15 protein-coding genes and 1 pseudogene are annotated in these 16,203 nt (G+C 71.0%); 8 read left to right on the top strand and 8 right to left on the bottom strand.

All coding sequences use genetic code 11. The features are described 5' to 3' along the window. Nucleotides 1-457 precede the first annotated feature (457 nt). The gene (locus ACFQZ6_RS10130) at nt 458-736 is read left to right on the top strand and encodes a helix-turn-helix domain-containing protein (protein WP_381606841.1); all 279 of its coding nucleotides are present in this window, start codon (nt 458-460) and stop codon (nt 734-736) included. Nucleotides 737-863: 127 nt separating this feature from the next. Next, nucleotides 864-2,126, top strand: a complete 1,263-nt coding sequence (locus ACFQZ6_RS10125; protein WP_381606839.1) for a tyrosine-type recombinase/integrase — start codon at nt 864-866, stop codon at nt 2,124-2,126. 137 nt (nt 2,127-2,263) lie between these two features. Here the strand turns inward: ACFQZ6_RS10125 and ACFQZ6_RS10120 are convergent, their stop codons facing one another. Genes ACFQZ6_RS10120 through ACFQZ6_RS10110 form a run of 3 tightly spaced genes read right to left on the bottom strand, consistent with a single transcriptional unit; the run spans nt 2,264 to nt 4,703 of the window. Then, entirely contained in the window at nt 2,264-2,596 is a 333-nt protein-coding gene (locus ACFQZ6_RS10120; protein ID WP_381606837.1) for a hypothetical protein, read from the bottom strand. Then, nucleotides 2,593-3,165 (bottom strand): RNA polymerase sigma factor, encoded by a 573-nt coding sequence (locus ACFQZ6_RS10115; protein ID WP_381606835.1) that lies wholly within the window; start codon nt 3,163-3,165, stop codon nt 2,593-2,595. The genes ACFQZ6_RS10120 and ACFQZ6_RS10115 overlap by 4 nt, the downstream gene beginning before the upstream one ends. Next, the gene (locus tag ACFQZ6_RS10110; RefSeq protein ID WP_381606833.1) at nt 3,162-4,703 is read right to left on the bottom strand and encodes a sodium:solute symporter family protein; all 1,542 of its coding nucleotides are present in this window, start codon (nt 4,701-4,703) and stop codon (nt 3,162-3,164) included. Before ACFQZ6_RS10110 ends, ACFQZ6_RS10115 begins: the two co-directional genes overlap by 4 nt. Nucleotides 4,704-4,871: 168 nt before the next feature. Here ACFQZ6_RS10110 and ACFQZ6_RS10105 point away from each other — a divergent pair, with 168 nt between their 5' ends. From ACFQZ6_RS10105 to ACFQZ6_RS10085, 5 genes and pseudogenes are all read left to right on the top strand, one after another. Next, complete coding sequence (locus ACFQZ6_RS10105) at nt 4,872-5,093, top strand: DUF3311 domain-containing protein (protein ID WP_381606831.1); 222 nt, start codon at nt 4,872-4,874, stop codon at nt 5,091-5,093. A 77-nt stretch (nt 5,094-5,170) separates the two neighbouring features. Next, nucleotides 5,171-7,345, top strand: coding sequence for a carbon starvation CstA family protein (locus ACFQZ6_RS10100; RefSeq protein WP_381606829.1), 2,175 nt, complete (start codon nt 5,171-5,173; stop codon nt 7,343-7,345). Beyond that, nucleotides 7,342-7,533, top strand: coding sequence for a YbdD/YjiX family protein (locus ACFQZ6_RS10095; protein ID WP_381606826.1), 192 nt, complete (start codon nt 7,342-7,344; stop codon nt 7,531-7,533). Before ACFQZ6_RS10100 ends, ACFQZ6_RS10095 begins: the two co-directional genes overlap by 4 nt. 625 nt (nt 7,534-8,158) lie before the next feature. Next, the gene (locus tag ACFQZ6_RS10090; protein WP_381606824.1) at nt 8,159-8,461 is read left to right on the top strand and encodes a hypothetical protein; all 303 of its coding nucleotides are present in this window, start codon (nt 8,159-8,161) and stop codon (nt 8,459-8,461) included. 939 nt (nt 8,462-9,400) lie between these two features. Next, a pseudogene (locus tag ACFQZ6_RS10085) lies at nt 9,401-10,235 on the top strand (BREX system ATP-binding domain-containing protein); the annotation flags it as partial. A 124-nt stretch (nt 10,236-10,359) separates the two neighbouring features. On the opposite strand, the gene ACFQZ6_RS10080 reads toward ACFQZ6_RS10085, so the two are convergent. The 5 genes from ACFQZ6_RS10080 to ACFQZ6_RS10060 form a co-directional block, all read right to left on the bottom strand. Continuing rightward, entirely contained in the window at nt 10,360-11,970 is a 1,611-nt protein-coding gene (locus ACFQZ6_RS10080) for a VWA domain-containing protein (RefSeq protein WP_381606822.1), read from the bottom strand. A gap of 21 nt (nt 11,971-11,991) precedes the next feature. Beyond that, on the bottom strand, nt 11,992-13,185 hold the full coding sequence (locus tag ACFQZ6_RS10075) for an AAA family ATPase (protein WP_381606820.1): 1,194 nt from the start codon (nt 13,183-13,185) through the stop codon (nt 11,992-11,994). Between the two features lie 60 nt (nt 13,186-13,245). After that, nucleotides 13,246-14,433 (bottom strand): glycoside hydrolase family 64 protein, encoded by a 1,188-nt coding sequence (locus tag ACFQZ6_RS10070; protein ID WP_381606818.1) that lies wholly within the window; start codon nt 14,431-14,433, stop codon nt 13,246-13,248. A gap of 155 nt (nt 14,434-14,588) precedes the next feature. Then, the gene (locus tag ACFQZ6_RS10065) at nt 14,589-14,939 is read right to left on the bottom strand and encodes a MazG-like family protein (RefSeq protein ID WP_381606816.1); all 351 of its coding nucleotides are present in this window, start codon (nt 14,937-14,939) and stop codon (nt 14,589-14,591) included. 30 nt (nt 14,940-14,969) lie between these two features. Next, nucleotides 14,970-15,515 carry a DoxX family protein gene (locus ACFQZ6_RS10060; protein WP_381606814.1) on the bottom strand — a complete coding sequence of 182 codons (546 nt, stop codon included), beginning with the start codon at nt 15,513-15,515 and terminating at the stop codon, nt 14,970-14,972. Between the two features lie 184 nt (nt 15,516-15,699). Between ACFQZ6_RS10060 and ACFQZ6_RS10055 the strand changes: the two genes are divergently transcribed. After that, nucleotides 15,700-16,026, top strand: coding sequence for a nuclear transport factor 2 family protein (locus ACFQZ6_RS10055; RefSeq protein ID WP_381606812.1), 327 nt, complete (start codon nt 15,700-15,702; stop codon nt 16,024-16,026). The last annotated feature ends 177 nt before the right edge of the window (nt 16,027-16,203 follow it).

Here is a 16,203-nt window from a genome sequence, read left to right as displayed (position 1 = left end):
CACGGCCGCGTCGGACCGCGTCGGTGCGCAGATCTCGAACCTGGAGGGCGCGGTCCAAGGCCAGTTCCATGACCCGGGTGGACACCGGCGTCGGGCTCAGCCGCAGTCGCTCCAGCTCCGAGACGCGCTTATTCTGGGGCACTTCGAGTAGCCGTACCTTCTCGGTGCAGGTCGGTCGCGCGGCATCTCCTCGTTCAGTGTGGCGTGCAGCCGGGCGATCTCCTCTGGCGGACCGCGGCCGCCATCCGGACTAACGTCGCGCGGTAGCCACGGAGTCATGTGAGTTGACCCGCACGCGGTCTTGGCCTCGCTTTATCACGACGGGACAGCCGCGCCAAACCGCTGAATCCCAGGATTCTGATCCTGCTCGCAGACAGTGATCCGCGCGGTTTCGCTGCGCGGTGGGCGGGAGGACGAACGACCGCTGCTCTGGCAGCGCTTACCTCGGAGACACACGATGCTTAACCAGTCCCAGTCCGCGGTTGAGACTACGTTCCTGAATGTTCAGAACGCCGCAAAGTACATGGGTATATCGGCGAACACCCTCTACGTCTGGCGCCACCGCCGACAAGGGCCGCCCAGCTTCCGGATGGGCCCTGGCGGAAGGGTCATGTACCGCCGGGACCTGCTCGATGAGTGGCTCAGCGAACAGCAGCAGGCGGACTCGCGGTCGAACCCGACCCTCGACCCGCTGAACAGGGCCCCGCGGCAGCGTGAGCGTCGCCGGGCTGCCTGACCTGGGAAAACGGGTCAGAAGAGTTCAGCACCACTCGGAATTTCATGCGCACGCAGATCGTCTGTGTGTCTGATCGCGGCGCAGGTGGCGCCGAGAGAACCGCGTCTAGGCCGAGGAGAAGATGCGCATGGCGGGTTACATCGAAGACCGGTGGCTCAAGAAGCGGCCGAACAAGGAGACGGGCAAGCGCGAGCGCACCGCCCTGTGGGGCAAGTGCACGCGCTACCGCGTCAAGGGGATACCGGGGGTCCGCGACCGGTCTTTCGATACTGTCGCGGACGCCAAGGCGTGGCTGGCCGAGGCCCAGACCGACACGCGTCGAGGAGATTTCGTCGATGCACGACACGGTGCGATCAGCCTTCGTGAGTACGTCGAGAAGCACTGGTGGCCATCCCAGGTGCACCCCGCTCAGACGCTAGAAAGCATGAGGCACCGGATCTGGGGGCAGGTGCTGCCGCAACTCGGAGACCTGGCGCTCAGGGACATCGGCGTCGCGGAGCTGCGCAAGTGGTCGGCCGACGTGCAGAGGGCGGTGGCGTCGAGTACGGCCTATGTCGCGTGGGTGTACCTCAAGGCGATCATGCAGGCCGCGGTCGAGGACAAGCGGTTGTACCGCAACCCGTGCAAGGGCAACAGCTCGATCAAGCCGCCGAAGAAGCCGGAGCGCAAGGCTCGCGCCTGGGAGCAGGATCGTGTCGACGCCGTACGGGAGGCACTGGCCGACCGCTACCGGATCATGCTCGACCTCGGCGTCGGATGCGGACTTCGGCAGGGTGAGGTGTTCGGCTTCAGCCCGAGTGACATCCATGGCGACTTCGTGCACGTAGAGCGGCAGATCCTCATGTACAAGTCGCAGTTGTACTTCGGCCCGCCCAAGGGCGGCAAGGAGCGCGACGTGCCTTTGCCGAAGGTGCTGGCGAAGCGGCTCCTCACCCACCAGGAACGCTTCGAACCGATCGACGTCACCCTGCCGTGGCTGGACCCCGAGGAACCCGACCTCGCACGCGAGGACCGGCGCAAGGTGACCGTCCCGCTGCTCGTCTACACCGGGCGGCGCGGCGCGATCAACCGCACCACCTGGAACACCAAAGCCTGGAAGCCCGCGCTCGCCGAAGTGGGAGTCATCCCGCCGCTGCCCGAGCGGCAGCCGGGCGAGAAGCCGTCGCGCGTGTGGGAACCGAGCCGCGAGCACGGCTTCCACGTCTTGCGCCACACGTACGCTTCAGTGATGCTCGAAGCCGGTGAGTCGATCGTCTCGCTCGCGAAGTGGCTGGGGCACTCCGATCCGGCGTTCACGCTTCGGACGTACACCCACTTCATGCCGCAGGCCGGCGCCCGGGGACTGTCCGCCATCGAGGCGTGGTTCACAGACTCGGCCGAAAGTCCCTGAGAAGTCCCAGAGGGCGAAACCAGCCGCCGGATGCCCGTGAACATGCAGGTCAGAGCGTGATCGCTCCCTGAGCGGAACAGAACCCGGCGTACAGCCCGACTCGTCTGCCCGTAAGACTTCTCCGCACGTCCCGCGTCTCAGGGACCCTGCGAGCCGGGAGGGCGAGCGGACGGCGCGGTCGCGGTGCTGGTACCGGTTCCGGTTCCGGAAAAGATCACTCCCGGATCTGACGGGGTCCGGTTGAGCACCCAAAGCCCGATCAGCACCGCCACCGCGAACACGACCGCGACCAGGACCGTCAGGATGACTCGGCGGCGGCGTTCGCGGCGGAGCCACTCGCCGCGGGCCGTGCGGTAGGCGTCGGGCATCGGGTGGACGGCGCCCGCGAGCGCGGCGAGGGACTCCTGGAGTTCCTGTTCCGTGCGGTCGGGGCTGGTGCCGTGCGACGGCGTCGTGTCTCGGTGCGTCATCGCCGGGCCTCCATCGCCTGGGTCAGGGCGGCGAGGCCGCGCGAGGTGTGGGTCTTGACGGAGCCGCCGGAGATGCCCATCGTGGCGGCGATCTCGCTCTCCTTCAGGCCGAGCCAGTGACGGAGGACCAGCGCCTCCCGCTGGCGGGCGGGCAGTTGCTGGAGGGCGTCGAGCAGCACCCGCTGGTCGTCGCGGAGCAGCGCGGTGCTCTCGGCCGAGGCGACGGTCTCGTCGGTGAGTTCCGGCGGGTTCTCCACGTGTCTGCGGGCGACCTGGAGGTGCCGTATCCGCATCCGGGTCAGGTTGCAGACGGTGGAGCGCAGGTACGCCTCCGCCGCCTCGATGTCCCGCAGTCGCCGCCACTTGCGGTAGATCTGGTAGTACGCCTCGGCTACGACGTTCTCCGGGTCGTCGGCGCCGAGCAGTACAGCGAGGCGGAGCATCGAGGTGTAGTGCAGCTCGAAGAGCCGGGCCACGCCCGCCTCGCGCTCCAGCTCTGCCGGGTCGGTCACCGCCGGGGCGAGCGGCACCCGGGTTACCGGGGTGGTGGGTCTCACATGCTGTCTCACGCGTTGTTCGCTCCCGTCTCGGGACGCCGGCTGACGGTCAGGCGCGACGGCAGGTCGGTCAGGTCGGCACCGCGTGGGACGCCGAGGCGTTCGAGGATCACGGTGCCGACAACGGCTACGGCCAGGTTCAGCAGAAGGGCGGCGAGCCCCGCGTAGACCTCGAACGGGCCGGTGCCGATCGACACGACCGACGAGAACCCCTCCCGTACGACCAGGAACGTGCCGACCAGCATCCCCGTACCCCACCCGGCGAGCAGCGCCCGCGGATGCAGCCTCCCGGTGAAGAGACCGACCGCCACCGCCGGGAAGATCTGGAGAATCCAGACACCGCCGAGGAACTGGAGATTGATGGCGGCCTGGTCGCGCAACCCGAACACGAACGCGACCGCGCCCACCTTCGCCGTCAGCGACACCGCCTTGGCGATGCGCACCTGCCGCTTGGGCGTGGCCGTCGGATGTACGTACTCGACGTAGACGTTGCGTACGAAGCTCGTGGCGGCGGCGATGGACATCACCGCCGCCGGCACCAGCGCCCCCACGGTGATCGCGCCGAACACCAGCCCGGCCAGCGGGGCGGGCATCAGCCGGTCGACCAGCATCGGTACGGCCGCCTCTGCGCCGCCTTCCGGAGCCCGCACCCCGGTGGCGAGCGCCGCGATGCCGAGGAAGCCGAAGAGGGCGAGGAGTCCGGTCCAGGCGGGCAGCGCCACGGCGACCTTGCGCAGGGTGTGCGAGCTGTCGGCGGCGAAACCGGCGGTCAGGACGTGCGGGTACATCAGCAGGGCGAGCGCGGAACCGAGGGCGAGGGTGGCGTACGCGGGCTGCTGCTCGGGGGTCAGCAGGAGCGCGGGTCCGCCCAGCCGCTCCGCCGCCCCGTCGAACACCTTCCCCGGGCCGCCGAGGCGGGCCAGGACCAGCCAGGTGACGGCCGTGAGCGAGACGAAGACGGCGACCGCCTTCAGCGCGGAGATGACGGTGGGCGCGCGCAGCCCGTGCCGGTAGGTGGCCACCGCCAGCCCCGCGAACAGCGCCACCATCACCAGGTCCTCGGTCGCGCCCCGCGCATAGACGCCCCCGGCGGTCAGCACCGCCCTGATGCCGAGCAGTTGCAGTGCCAGGTACGGCATCGTCGCGAGGATGCCGGTGAGCGCGACGACCAGGGCCAGCGGCGGGGAGCCGTACCGGCCGCGCACGAAGTCGGCGACGGTGATGTACCCGTGTCGGCGGGCCACGCTCCACAGCCGGGTCAGCAGCACGAACGCGAGCGGGCAGACGATCACCGTATACGGCACCGCGAAGAAGGCGGGTGCGCCGTTGCCGTACGCGAGTCCCGGTATCGCGGCGAAGGTGTACGCGGTGAAGATCGTGCCGCCCAGCAGGAACCAGGTCCACACCGGGCCGAGGCTGCGGTCGGCCAGCGCCCACCCCTCCAGGGACGGCAGCCGGTCGCTGGGGCGCAGACGGCGCGCGGTCACGGCGAGCAGCGACGCTCCGCCGATCACGGCGAGGAACGTCGCGGTCATGGCGCCGTCGGCCATGGGTCACCGTCCTTGGTGTGCCTGTGCCCTCGCGGGAGAGTTGCGCGGCGGGCCGGTTCGGAGGACAGGGAAACGGCGGGAAATCTTCTGGAAATCCGCTGTCAACCTTCTCCGCCGGGTCGGCAACTCTTGCACAGACCGGCAGAGAGCGGGAGAGGAGCGTGAGGGATGGCACAGACGGCTCATCACCGGCTGCGGCGCCTCGCGATCGCCGTGCTGCTCCTCGCGCCCGCCGCTGGCCTGCTGTGGGTCCCCTGGTACGCCGACGCCAGCCCGCGGCTGGCGGGGACGCCGTTCTTCTACTGGTACCAGCTCGCCTGGGTACCGGGGTGCGGCCTCTGCCTGCTCGCCGCGTACGCGCTGACCCGGCACGGCAGCGACGATCCCTGATCCGTCGCCGCCGCCCAGGTATCACCCCTCCGCACCTCCCCACCCCCACCCCACCGCCGCCCCGGCGAGGAGCCGCCATGCCCGCATCAGCCATGCCCGAATCCGCTCTCCCCGCGCCGGGGGGCCCACCGCCGCCCCGGCGGTCCCGGATGACCCCCAGATCGATCCTCGTGTGGACCGCCGTCGCCCTGGTGGGGGCGATCGGCTGGGCCGTGGTCGCCCTGTCCCGTGGCGAGGAGATCTCCGCCGTGTGGCTGGTGATGGCCGCCCTCGGCTCGTACGCCATCGGCTACCGGTTCTACTCCCGGTTCATCGCGCGCCGGGTCCTGGAGGTCGACGACACCCGCGCCACCCCGGCCGAACGGCTGGAGGACGGTGTCGACTACCACCCCACCGACAAGCGGGTGCTGTTCGGCCACCACTTCGCGGCCATCGCCGGAGCGGGCCCGCTGGTCGGCCCAGTCCTAGCCGCCCAGATGGGCTACCTGCCGGGGACGCTCTGGATCATCGTCGGCGTGATCTTCGCCGGTGCGGTCCAGGACATGATCGTGCTGTTCCTCTCCATGCGCCGGGACGGCAAGAGCCTCGGTCAGATGGCCCGGGACGAGATCGGCAGGGTGGGCGGTGCCGCCGCGCTGATCGGCGTCTTCGCCATCATGATCATCCTGCTCGCGGTCCTCGCGATGATCGTCGTCAACGCGCTGGCGGAGTCCGCGTGGGGCACCTTCTCGGTCTCCATGACCATCCCCATCGCCCTCTTCATGGGCTTCTACCTGCGCTACCTGCGGCCGGGCCAGGTCGTCGAGACCAGCGTCATCGGTGTGGCGCTGCTGCTGATCGCCATCCTCGGCGGCGGCTGGGTGCAGGACTCCTCCCTGGCCGAGTACTTCGTCTGGAGCCCCGAGACCCTGGTCCTCTGCCTGGTCGGCTACGGCTTCGTCGCCTCCGTGCTGCCCGTGTGGATGCTGCTGGCCCCGCGTGACTACCTGTCGACCTTCATGAAGGTCGGCACCATCGCCCTGATGGCCGTCGGCGTAGTGATCGCCGCCCCGACCCTCAAGGCCGAGCCGGTCACCGAGTTCGCCTCGACGGGCGCCGGCCCGGTCTTCGCCGGGTCGCTGTTCCCCTTCTTGTTCATCACCATCGCCTGCGGCGCCCTGTCCGGCTTCCACGCGCTGGTCTCCTCCGGCACCACCCCCAAGCTGATCCAGAAGGAGTCCCAGGTCCGGCTGATCGGCTACGGCTCCATGCTCACCGAGTCCTTCGTCGCCGTCATGGCGCTGATCGCCGCCTGTGTACTGGAGCCGGGACTGTTCTACGCGATGAACTCCCCGGCCGCGCTGCTCGGCCCGACCGTGGACAGTGCCGCCGAGGCGGTCCGCAACCTCGGCTTCACGATCACCCCGGACCAGCTCACCGCAGCGGCCCAGGCCGTCGAGGAGGAGACACTGGTCGGTCGCTCCGGCGGCGCCCCCACCCTGGCCGTGGGCATGTCGGAGATCTTCGCCAGTGTGCTCGGCGGCGCCGGGATGAAGGCGTTCTGGTACCACTTCGCGATCATGTTCGAGGCGCTGTTCATCCTGACCACGGTGGACGCCGGTACCCGCGTCGGCCGCTTCATGCTCCAGGACATGCTCGGCAACGTGTGGAAGCCGATCGGCCGGGTCACCTGGAAGCCGGGCATCTGGATCACCAGCGCCCTGGTCGTGGGCGCCTGGGGCTACTTCCTCTACGCCGGTGTCACCGACCCGCTCGGCGGCATCAAGCAGCTGTTCCCGCTGTTCGGCATCGCCAACCAGCTACTGGCCGCGGTCGCCCTGGCCGTCACCACGACCATGCTGATCAAGGCGGGCAAGCTGCGCTGGGCGTGGGTCACGGGCATCCCGCTGGCGTGGGACGTGGTCGTCACCTTCACCGCGGGCTGGCAGAAGATCTTCTCCGACGACCCCAAGATCGGCTTCTTCGCCCAGCGTGACGTCTACGCGGACGCCATCGACGCGGGCAGGCTGCTGCCGGGCGCCACGGACATGGACGACATGCACACCATCGTCCTCAACAACACCGTGGACGGCGTACTCATGGCGGTCTTCCTGCTGCTGGTCCTCATCGTCCTGGTCAACTGCGCGGTGGTGTGCGTCCGAGCCATCCGCTCCCCGGAGCCGCTGCCGACCACCGAGGTGCCGTACGTCGCCTCCCGTATCGACGTGCCGGAGCGGCGCGACAGCGACTCCCTGGTGGGGACGGGCTCATGAACGCCGTACGGAAGGCGCTGGCCACCGTGCTCTGGTACGCGCGTGAGGTGACCGGCGAGACGGAGTACGAGCGCTACTGCGCACGCCACCGCCACCACCACCCCGACGCCCCGCTGCCCACCCGCCGGGAGTACCAACGGCTGCGCACCCTGCGACGCGAGTGCGAGTCGCCGGCCCGTTGCTGTTGATCCCCACACACGCGCGAGCCCTGCCCGTCCCGCGATCGGGACGGGCAGGGCTCGCGCACGCACAGTCGTCAGGCTTTCGCGCCGCCGAGCGGGCGAATCTCACCGCCGGTCGTCAACCGCCGCCACTTCTTGGCGCGAGCGGGATGGTCTGCGCCCAGTCGGCGAGTACCTCGGGGCTGGTGTGGTGGCTCGCGGACATGTGGCTCATGTATGCGCGAAAAGTGATCGCTGAGCTGAGGGTGGCGTGCCAGGATGCTTCAACCGGCTTGACCAAGGCGGTAGTTGGGGGAACGAAAGTGAGAAGCGAGAGCCTCGACGTGCCACTACAAGCTGGGCATCGGTGACATTCTCCAGAAGAGGGGTGGGATCCCCTGTCTCCCCTACCATTCCACCAACACCTACTGGAAGTCGGTGCAGAGCCTTGTGGCGCAGTATCCGAGAGCGACGTATCACGCCTTCCGCACCTGAGGGAGGCGGACGCAGTCCCAGGGGGCATAAGGCGGGGCTGCTCGGGGCCGCGCTCTGTGCGGTGCTCCTCACCGCGTGCGGAGGCGGGGACGGCTCCGGGTCGGCGAAGTCCCCTGACGTTGCGGACCAGGACCGTTTTCTGCGGGACTACGTGCGCTTGCTCAACGATTCCGACGGGGAGGGGCTCGCCCGACTGCTCGACGCCCACCCCCAGGGCGCCCTGGACGCCCGTGCCCGGATCAAGGCGTACGGCGGACAGGGCTGGAATGTGCGGTGGACCCGTACCTCGGAGTTCGCGAGCGTGTGGAACGTGGATGTGACCGGCACCGCTGGTAAGGAGCACAGGCCGGTCCGTGTCACCGAGACGATCACCTGGGAGAACGCGCAGTGGGTGATGGCCCCGCTCCCGGGTGTGGTTCCGACACCGCCGGACGCGGCAAGGACGGAGCCTCCCGGATGAGCCTGGTGCCTAGGACCTGAGGGTCCAGAGGGCAGAGCAGCTCAAGTAGGCCCCGCGCCGGAGTGAGCTGTTCGCCGGTGACCGGGCCGGGCTGAAGTGCATGAGGTCGTCGCGGAAGGCGCGGCACTCCTCCAGGGCCGTGACGAGCCGCTACGAACGGCACGTAGACGACATAACACCGCGACTGCCAGGCCCCCGTACAAGCCTCGCCCCGCTTCTGCACAGCACTTCGTCGTCGTGAGGGCGGCTGGCCCGGTTCGCCGCGGAGCCACTGCCGCTGACCCTGCTCCACCACGCCGACATCAGCACCGTACTGCCGCGCGCCTCGACGCGGCGGTGCCCGGCGTACCCGACGTGGGTCCGCACGATCCGGCACCGCGTCTGCCGGTGCCTCCCGCGCTGGCGGTGCTGAGGCACATGGACGGGCCGACCGCCGCCGATGCCCTGGCCGTGGCGACGTGGCTGTCGGTCGCCCTGCGCCGGACCGCTGACTACCTCTTGGCGTGGGAGACCGCACGGGGAGCGGCGGACCTGGCCGAGCCACCGCTTGGCGCGGGCCACCGGACAGTCCGCCCCGCCCCACTGTTCCGGTTGGGCAAGTACGCGGCGGCCGAGGCGGTGCACCGCGCGGTGCGGAACGCCCAGGCGCGGCTGTTCGGTGCTGACGACCCCGACTCGACTGACAGCGGTTACGGACTCCGACTCGTGCTGGCCAACCTGGGCAGCCGGGAGGCAGTCGTCGCCCCGCTCCGTGACCCCGTTGCCGTGCGGCGCTCGGTACTGGGTCCCGCGCATCCGCTGACCCTGCGGGGCCGGGCCAACTTTCTGGAGATGCCCGCCGGTGAAGTGGTCACCGGGAGGGGGCGCGCTGCTCACGCTGCCCTCGGAACGCGACCGGGTCCTCGGCCCCGAGGACATCGTGACCGTGGGCGCCCGTGTCTCACCACGTCCAGCTTCCCGCCCAGCGCGCTACGGCTGGCCGTGGACGTCTGGTTCTCTGCCCTGGAGGAGGACGCCCTCGCGGCCGGGGCGACCGAGGAGGAACTGCCCGGTGAGGTGGAGAAGCTGCTCGTCGCGGTCTCCCGGCACGCCCCCTCCTTCGCCACCGCCCTGCGCGGCTCCGGGCCGCACGCGCGGAACGCGACGAGGCGACCGCCTCGGCCGTTCTCGCCGGGCTCGGCGGCCAGCCGCATGTGGCGGCCTTTGCCCGTAGGTCCGCCGGTGCGCGCGGAGACCGCGACCACTTCGGTGCCCTCGGCTTTCTGTGAGGACTCCTCACCGTGCTGCGCGACTCCGGGCACACCGGGCTGTTCGTGGTGCTGGACGAGGTGGAGACGTCGCAGCGGTCCGGTCGGATGCCCAAGACAAGGCACTCAACGCGCTGCGGCAGCTCATCGACGAGGTGCGCTCCGGCCGGTATCTCGTCATCACCGGCACACCCGCCTTCTACGACGGTCGGCAGGGCGCGAAGCGGCTGGCCCCGCTGGCCAACGGCTCGCCACCGACTTCACCACCGACCCCAGCTTCGGCCTCGGCGTCACCATCCGGGACCTGTACGCGGAGGCCGCCGCGTCGCCCGAGCGGCTGCAAACGGTCGTCGACGACGCCTGCGTCGCGGAACTGGCGCGAGCCGTCGACGGCAAAGTGGGTGTCACTCCCCGGCTGTTCCCGAAGAAGCTGGTCGGGGACGTACTCGACCGCGTTGGAGCGCAACCTGGCCGCCACGGTGTCCGGAGGTCCCGCCTCGGCCGACGACATCGACTTGGACCTGTGACGACGGACGCCGACAGCTCCGGCACGACGGGTCCGGACGAGGGCGGGGCCGATGTACTCGACCGGCTCGACCCCGTAGTGCTGCACCACATCGTCACCTCCCCGAATCTGATCCGGGAAGGTTCTCAGATCACCCGGAACAGATCCGCCGCCGCATGGACATCCGTCAGGTCCTCCACCACGCGCAGGTTGTCGCACAGTGCCTCCAGTACCGAGCCGTTCTCCGCGGGCCGTAGGTTGCCGACGGCGACGCCGAAGACGCGGAACTCCAGGCGGTGCTTGGTGGTGTTCCAGGTGCGCATCCAGTCCTCGGTGACGCCGCAGTCGTCGTCGGTGATCAGGACGATGTCGCCGCGGGCGCGGGCGGTGTCGTTGAATTCGTCGTCCAGGAGGGCGGCGGCGGCCGACAGGGGGGTCTGGTAGCTGGTGCCGCCGCCGAGGAACGTCTCCGCGAAGTCGAGGGTACGGGGCATGTCCGTGGGCTCGTCGGCCGGGAAGCGGAAGATGCTGATCTTGTCGGCGGCCGAGAACAGGATGCCGACGAAGTCGCGGGAGGCGTGGCGGGCCTGGTCCAGGAGGGCCAGGGCGCAGGCCTTGGCCCAGGCCTCGCGGGTGACTCCGCCCGGCCCCGCCTCGTACATGGAGTGGGACGTGTCCACGCAGGCGATGATGGCGCCCTGGCCGGTGGGCTGCTCGTTCTCGGTGTCGTAGAGCATCAGCTCACCGGCGGCGTAGCGGGCGGCGAAGACCGCGCGGAGGGCCGGGAGGCCCAGGCTCGCGAGTTCTGAGGGGATGACGCGGGAGAGGTCGTCGCCGAGGGTGACGCCGACCAGTTCTCCGGTCGCGTGCTCCGTCCTGCGGGCCCGCTCGCCGCTGGCCATCTGGCGGAAGCGGCCGATCAGTTCGGCCCACTCCGCGAGACGGCCGGTGCGGAGTCGCTCCGCGAGCCTGGCCCGCTGCTCGAACGGCATCCGCTCCGTCTCGGCGGGCGCGACGCCCCACGCCCGCATCAGCGCGGCCTCCTCCCGGACCGCCGCGAGCGCCTGCCTGGCCGCCGTGCGCGCGGTGGCGCGGGCACCGGGGACCGCCGCCGCCATGGCCTGCGCCCCGGCCTCGGCGGCCTGCCGGGCGGCTGCCTCGGCGGCCTCGACCGCCCGTCCCACGGCGTCGGCGGCGGCGGGCGGCACCGTGCCGTCCTCGGCCGCAGACGCCGTGGCCTGCTGGAACGCCTCCGCCACCGCGGTCGCCGCGCCCTCGGCGGTCTGTCGCGCCCGTTCCGCCCGCGCGGCCCGCTCCCTGGCCTCCCCGGCGCGCTCCAGCATCCCGCGCAGCGCGGAGCCCTGGGCGAGTACGGCCATGGCGGCGGCGTAGGGGTCGCCCGCCGTCTCCCGGCGCAACTCGGTGAACTCCCGTGACTCCATCAGGGAGGTGGTGAGGTGGTGGTTGGGGAGATGGGAGGGGGCCAACTCGGCGCGGTCGCGCAACCGGGGGGCGGGCTGGTACGCGGCCAGGAACACGTCGGTCAGGAGGTCGGCGGCGTGGTCGTGGCGCTCGGACAGCTCCGCGGTCAGTTCGCGCAGCCCGGCCGACTGCTCGTAGGTGTCGCGCCAGGTGATCCGGTCGAAGCGGTCCCCGACCACGGCCGTGGTGTGCCGTCCGAAGGCGGTGGCGGGGCCGCCCAGCCACCGGGCGGACCGGCTCGCCAGGTTCGCGAGCGTGCTGGGTGTCGTCGTCATCGTGATGCGGTCCGTCGATGCTCAGGGCTGCCGCGTCTGCACCATGCTCGCGTCCACACCCAGCGCCTCCGTCAGGACGCGGGCGCGGACCGCGCGCTGGCGGCCGGTGACGCGGTCGATGGTGGCCGTGGAGCGGCCCGCGTTCGCCGCCTCCTCGCGGAGCTTCTCCAGCCGCTTGCCCGCCATGGCGAGCTTGTGGTGGGCGTTCTTGATCACCCACTCGCTCAACGCCTCCCGGGACTGCCCGGCCATGGCGTCGAGCTGCGCCTCCAACTCCTCGATGACGTCGGCCAGGTCGAGCGCCTCCCTGGCGTCCGGGTTGACCAGGTGCAGCACCTCGCGCTCGACGGTCGGGCGCTCGGCGGGGGAGTCCCACAGCACGTGCGTCAGCACCGACAGGTCGGTCTCCGCGACCGCCGGGCGGCCGTCGAGGTACGCGGACGCCTGGAGCAGTCGTACGGCCTGCCGCCAGCGGCGGTCGGAGGCGATGAGTTCCTTGCGGCGCAGGGCGGCCCGCAGCGTGCACACCGCGTCCACGATCAGGTCGGGGACGTCCACCGCCGGGACCGATTCGGTCACGGCCCGCTGCAACTCGGTCAGTTCGATCGTCGTGCGGACCGGGGCCGCCGGGCGGCTGACGGCGGAGCGGACCAGCGCGGCGAAGTTGGCGGGGTCCGCCAGGTAGCCGACCTCGATCCGTACCAGCAGACGGTCGTAGATCGCCGCCGCGTCCTCGCCGCCGGGGAGTTCGTTGCTCGCCGTGATGGCGCCGATCAGGGGGCAGTGGATCGGCTCGCCGCCGTTCTCGGGGTGGTAGATCCGCTCGTTGAGGAAGCCCAGCGTCTCGTTCAGCGCCGCCGTCGAGCACTTGAAGATCTCGTCGATGAACGCGACGTGCGCGGTGGTGGCCCGGCCGTCGAAGACCTGGCGGTACTCGCCCCGGGCCAGCGCCGCGACGTCGATCGGACCGAACATCCTCGTCGGCGCCGTGAACTTCGACAGGAGGATCTCCCAGTAGGCCGCCCCCTCGATCCGCCCCGTCAGCTCCCTCGCCAGCTCGGACTTCGCCGTGCCGGGCGGGCCGAGCACCAGCGAGTGCTGCCCGGCCAGCAACGTCACCACCAGCGTCCGTACCACGTCGGCCCGCTCGTAGAAGCGGGCCGACAGTTCGTCGCAGATCGCCCGCAGGCCCTTGCCGGTGTCCCGCGCCTCCATGTGCCTCTCCTCGCCTCCCCCGAAGCAAGGTCAACGTAGCCGACGGCCGCGGTGCGCGGATCAGAAGGGGGTGAGCGTCAGCCGTATCCCCGTGGGCGCCGTGTCCTGGACGTACGACGCGAAGTCCGCCACGTCGTCGAAGGCGAAGCCGTACGCCTTGCCGTCCTCCGTCGCCGCGTGGAGCGCGCGGGAGTAGTGGTTGGTGAGGTCGGTGCGGTAGAAGGTGGCCGGGTCCGTCGTCGGCTGGGTGGGGGAGGACAGGAGGGTCGAGCGGTTCAGGGCCGCGCCCAGGATCGCCGCGACCGGGCCCGTCGTACCGTCGTTCGGGGCGGCCAGGTTGCCGTCGCAGAAGAGGACGTCGCGGGTGGAGGGGCGGGCGAAGGACACCTGGGCGGGGCCGTCGAAGGTGAGGCGGTCGGCGCGGACGCGGCCCGTGAACGTGCCCGCGTTCGTGGTGACGCTCAGGTCCCGGCCCGTGTACGTGCTCCACGCCTCGTCGATGTACGGCGCCAGGTAGTCCTTGGGGAACAGGCCCGCGTCCAGGCCGTGGCCCGGGGCGATCACGCGCGTGTCGTCGACGATCAGGGGCGCGAACTCCTCCACCTTCCGGAGCGCGTCGAAGACCGCCGCCCGGCCACCCGCCCGCAGCGTGCCCGTCGTCTGGTCCTTCGCGCCGGTCAGGCGGATGGACAGCGGGACGCTGAACATGTCCACCATCGTGGTGTTGCAGAACATGCCCGCCGCGTTGTACGTGAACTCCGCGCAGTCGTGCAGCACGCCGTAGTTCGGGTCGGACTTCACCCAGCCCGCCGGGTACTGGAGCGCGGCGTTCCCCGCGCCGTCCGTCACCGCCTTGAACTTCAGCTTCTCGCCCAGCGCCACGTAGACGCGGCCCGACATGTGGGGGAGGGACAGTGTCGTCTCGGCGCCTGCGGAGAGGGGGATCGCGTAGTCCGTGTAGCCGTCCGCGCCGTTGTCCGTGAGGGCGACCGGGGCCAGGGTGCCGTCCGGGGTGACCCGGACCTGGCGGCCGTCCTGGTTGCCGACGACGTAGAGGTGGACCTCCGCGTTGCCGAAGGTGCCGGTGTCGTTGACGACCGTGAGGGGGAGGGACGCGGCGGTGCCGTCCTCCGGGTCGGCCAGGGCGTACGGGGCTGTCGCCGCCGCGGCGGGGACGGCCACCGCCGCTCCGCCGAGGGCGAAGAGCAGCTTGCGGCGGCCGAGGCGGCGCTGGTGACGTGCGGTCATGTGGGGGGTCTCCAGGGCTACTTGTGGGGTGACCTACCCGCGGGAGCGTTTGTGAGAGCGCTCTCAGTCGGGTGCCCGATGCTACGCACGGTGCCTGGAGGGGCCAACCGGTTCCTGGCTGTCTCGGGAGGGTTTAAGCGGTGCTTAAGGGTCGGTTAAGGCCGACCCAGCGAACGCTCCCGCACCCTCGCCAAGTGGTGTTCGAACACCTCCCGCGGCTCCGGCGTCAGCGTCCGCAGGGCCACCAGCGCCGTGATCACCACGTCGCACAGTTCCGACTGGACGTCGTCCCACGTGTGCGAGGTGCCCTTGCGCGGGTTCTGGCCCGTCGCGCCGATCACCGCCTGGGCGACCTCGCCCACCTCCTCCGACAGCTTCAACATGCGCAGCAGCAGGCCCTCCCGGCCGCCGTGCGCGCGGTGCGCGTCCAGCCAGGCCCACAGGGCGTCGATGTCCGACCACAGGTCGGAGGGGGAGGCGGCGGGGGGCGTGTCCTGGGTGGTCATCCCGGTAGCCTGCCACGCCGCCGGGACGCCTCACTCCTCGAACAGCGGCTCCTGCTCGTCCTCTTGTGACTCCTGGAGCCGCTTCATCCGCGCCCCCACCACCGCCACCGTCGCCGCCGCCGTCACCGCGAGCGCCGTCGGGACCATCCAGCCGCGGTTGACCGTGTGGCCCAGGGCGTGGTCCAGGGACAGGCGGCCGGGGCCCGCGATCGCGATGCCGGTGGCGGCCAGGGCGAGGGACGCGGCGTACTCGTAGCCGCCGCTCTGGGCGAAGAAGCCGTTGGGGGCGTGCACCGCCGCCGCGCCCGACATCGCACCGGCCGCCGCCGCGCCCGCCGCGGGGGTGGCCAGGCCCAGCGCCAGCAGGGTGCCGCCGCCGGTCTCCGCCAGGCCCGCCGCCGTGGCGCTCGCCTTGCCGGGGCGGTAGCCGACGGACTCCATGAACTGGCCCGTGCCCTCGATCCCGCCGCCGCCGAACCAGCCGAACAGCTTCTGCGCGCCGTGCGCGGCGAGCACCCCGCCGGTCCCCAGCCGGAGCAGCAGCAGACCCAGGTCCGTTCGGGTGCAAGAGATCATCGTCGGTCACTCCAAGCGGGGAAGGGGAAGGGTGCGTTCCGCGTTTCCAGCGTCGCACCCGTCACACCTCCCGGCATCCGGCACACCCTCCGCCCGGGTCCGTTCGGGTGCCTCACCCACGCCGCCTCGCGCGCCCGCCCACCCCCCGGTGGCGGCCCCGCCCCGCCGGTGTGACGCTCCCCCCATGCCCATCAACACCGCCAAACTCAGCGACCCCACCGTCCGCGCCTTCGTCGCCGCCGTCAACGCCCACGACGTCGACGGCTTCCGCGCGCTGCTCACGCCCGACGCGACGATGGCCGACGACGGCACCGACCGGGACCTCGACGACTGGGTGGACCGGGAGATCTTCTCCTCCCACGGCCATATGGAGGTCGACAACGAGTCGAAGGGCGGACGCTCCCTCGTCGCCCGCTACAGCAACGACACCTGGGGCGAGATGCGCACCCGGTGGAGCTTCACCGTCGAGGACGACGGGCGGATCTCCCGGTTCGAGACGGGACAGGCGTAGGACGGAGGTCGGCGCGGCAGCCGTCCCGCGGTTCCGGTGCGTACCCCGCGGTCCCGCGCGGGGCCCACCCCCACCCGGTGCCGTGGAACGGCTGCCGCCTCCCCCCTCAATGTGGCCGCGGAAGCTACGGGCTCCAGATGTGAAGCTCCTGTGGAGGGGAGTCGAGCATAAGCCCGC

The sequence above is a fragment of the Streptomyces flavalbus genome, from assembly GCF_042674625.1.
Classification (GTDB): Bacteria; Actinomycetota; Actinomycetes; order Streptomycetales; family Streptomycetaceae; genus Streptomyces; species Streptomyces flavalbus.
This window is presented reverse-complemented; position numbering and strand designations above follow the sequence as displayed.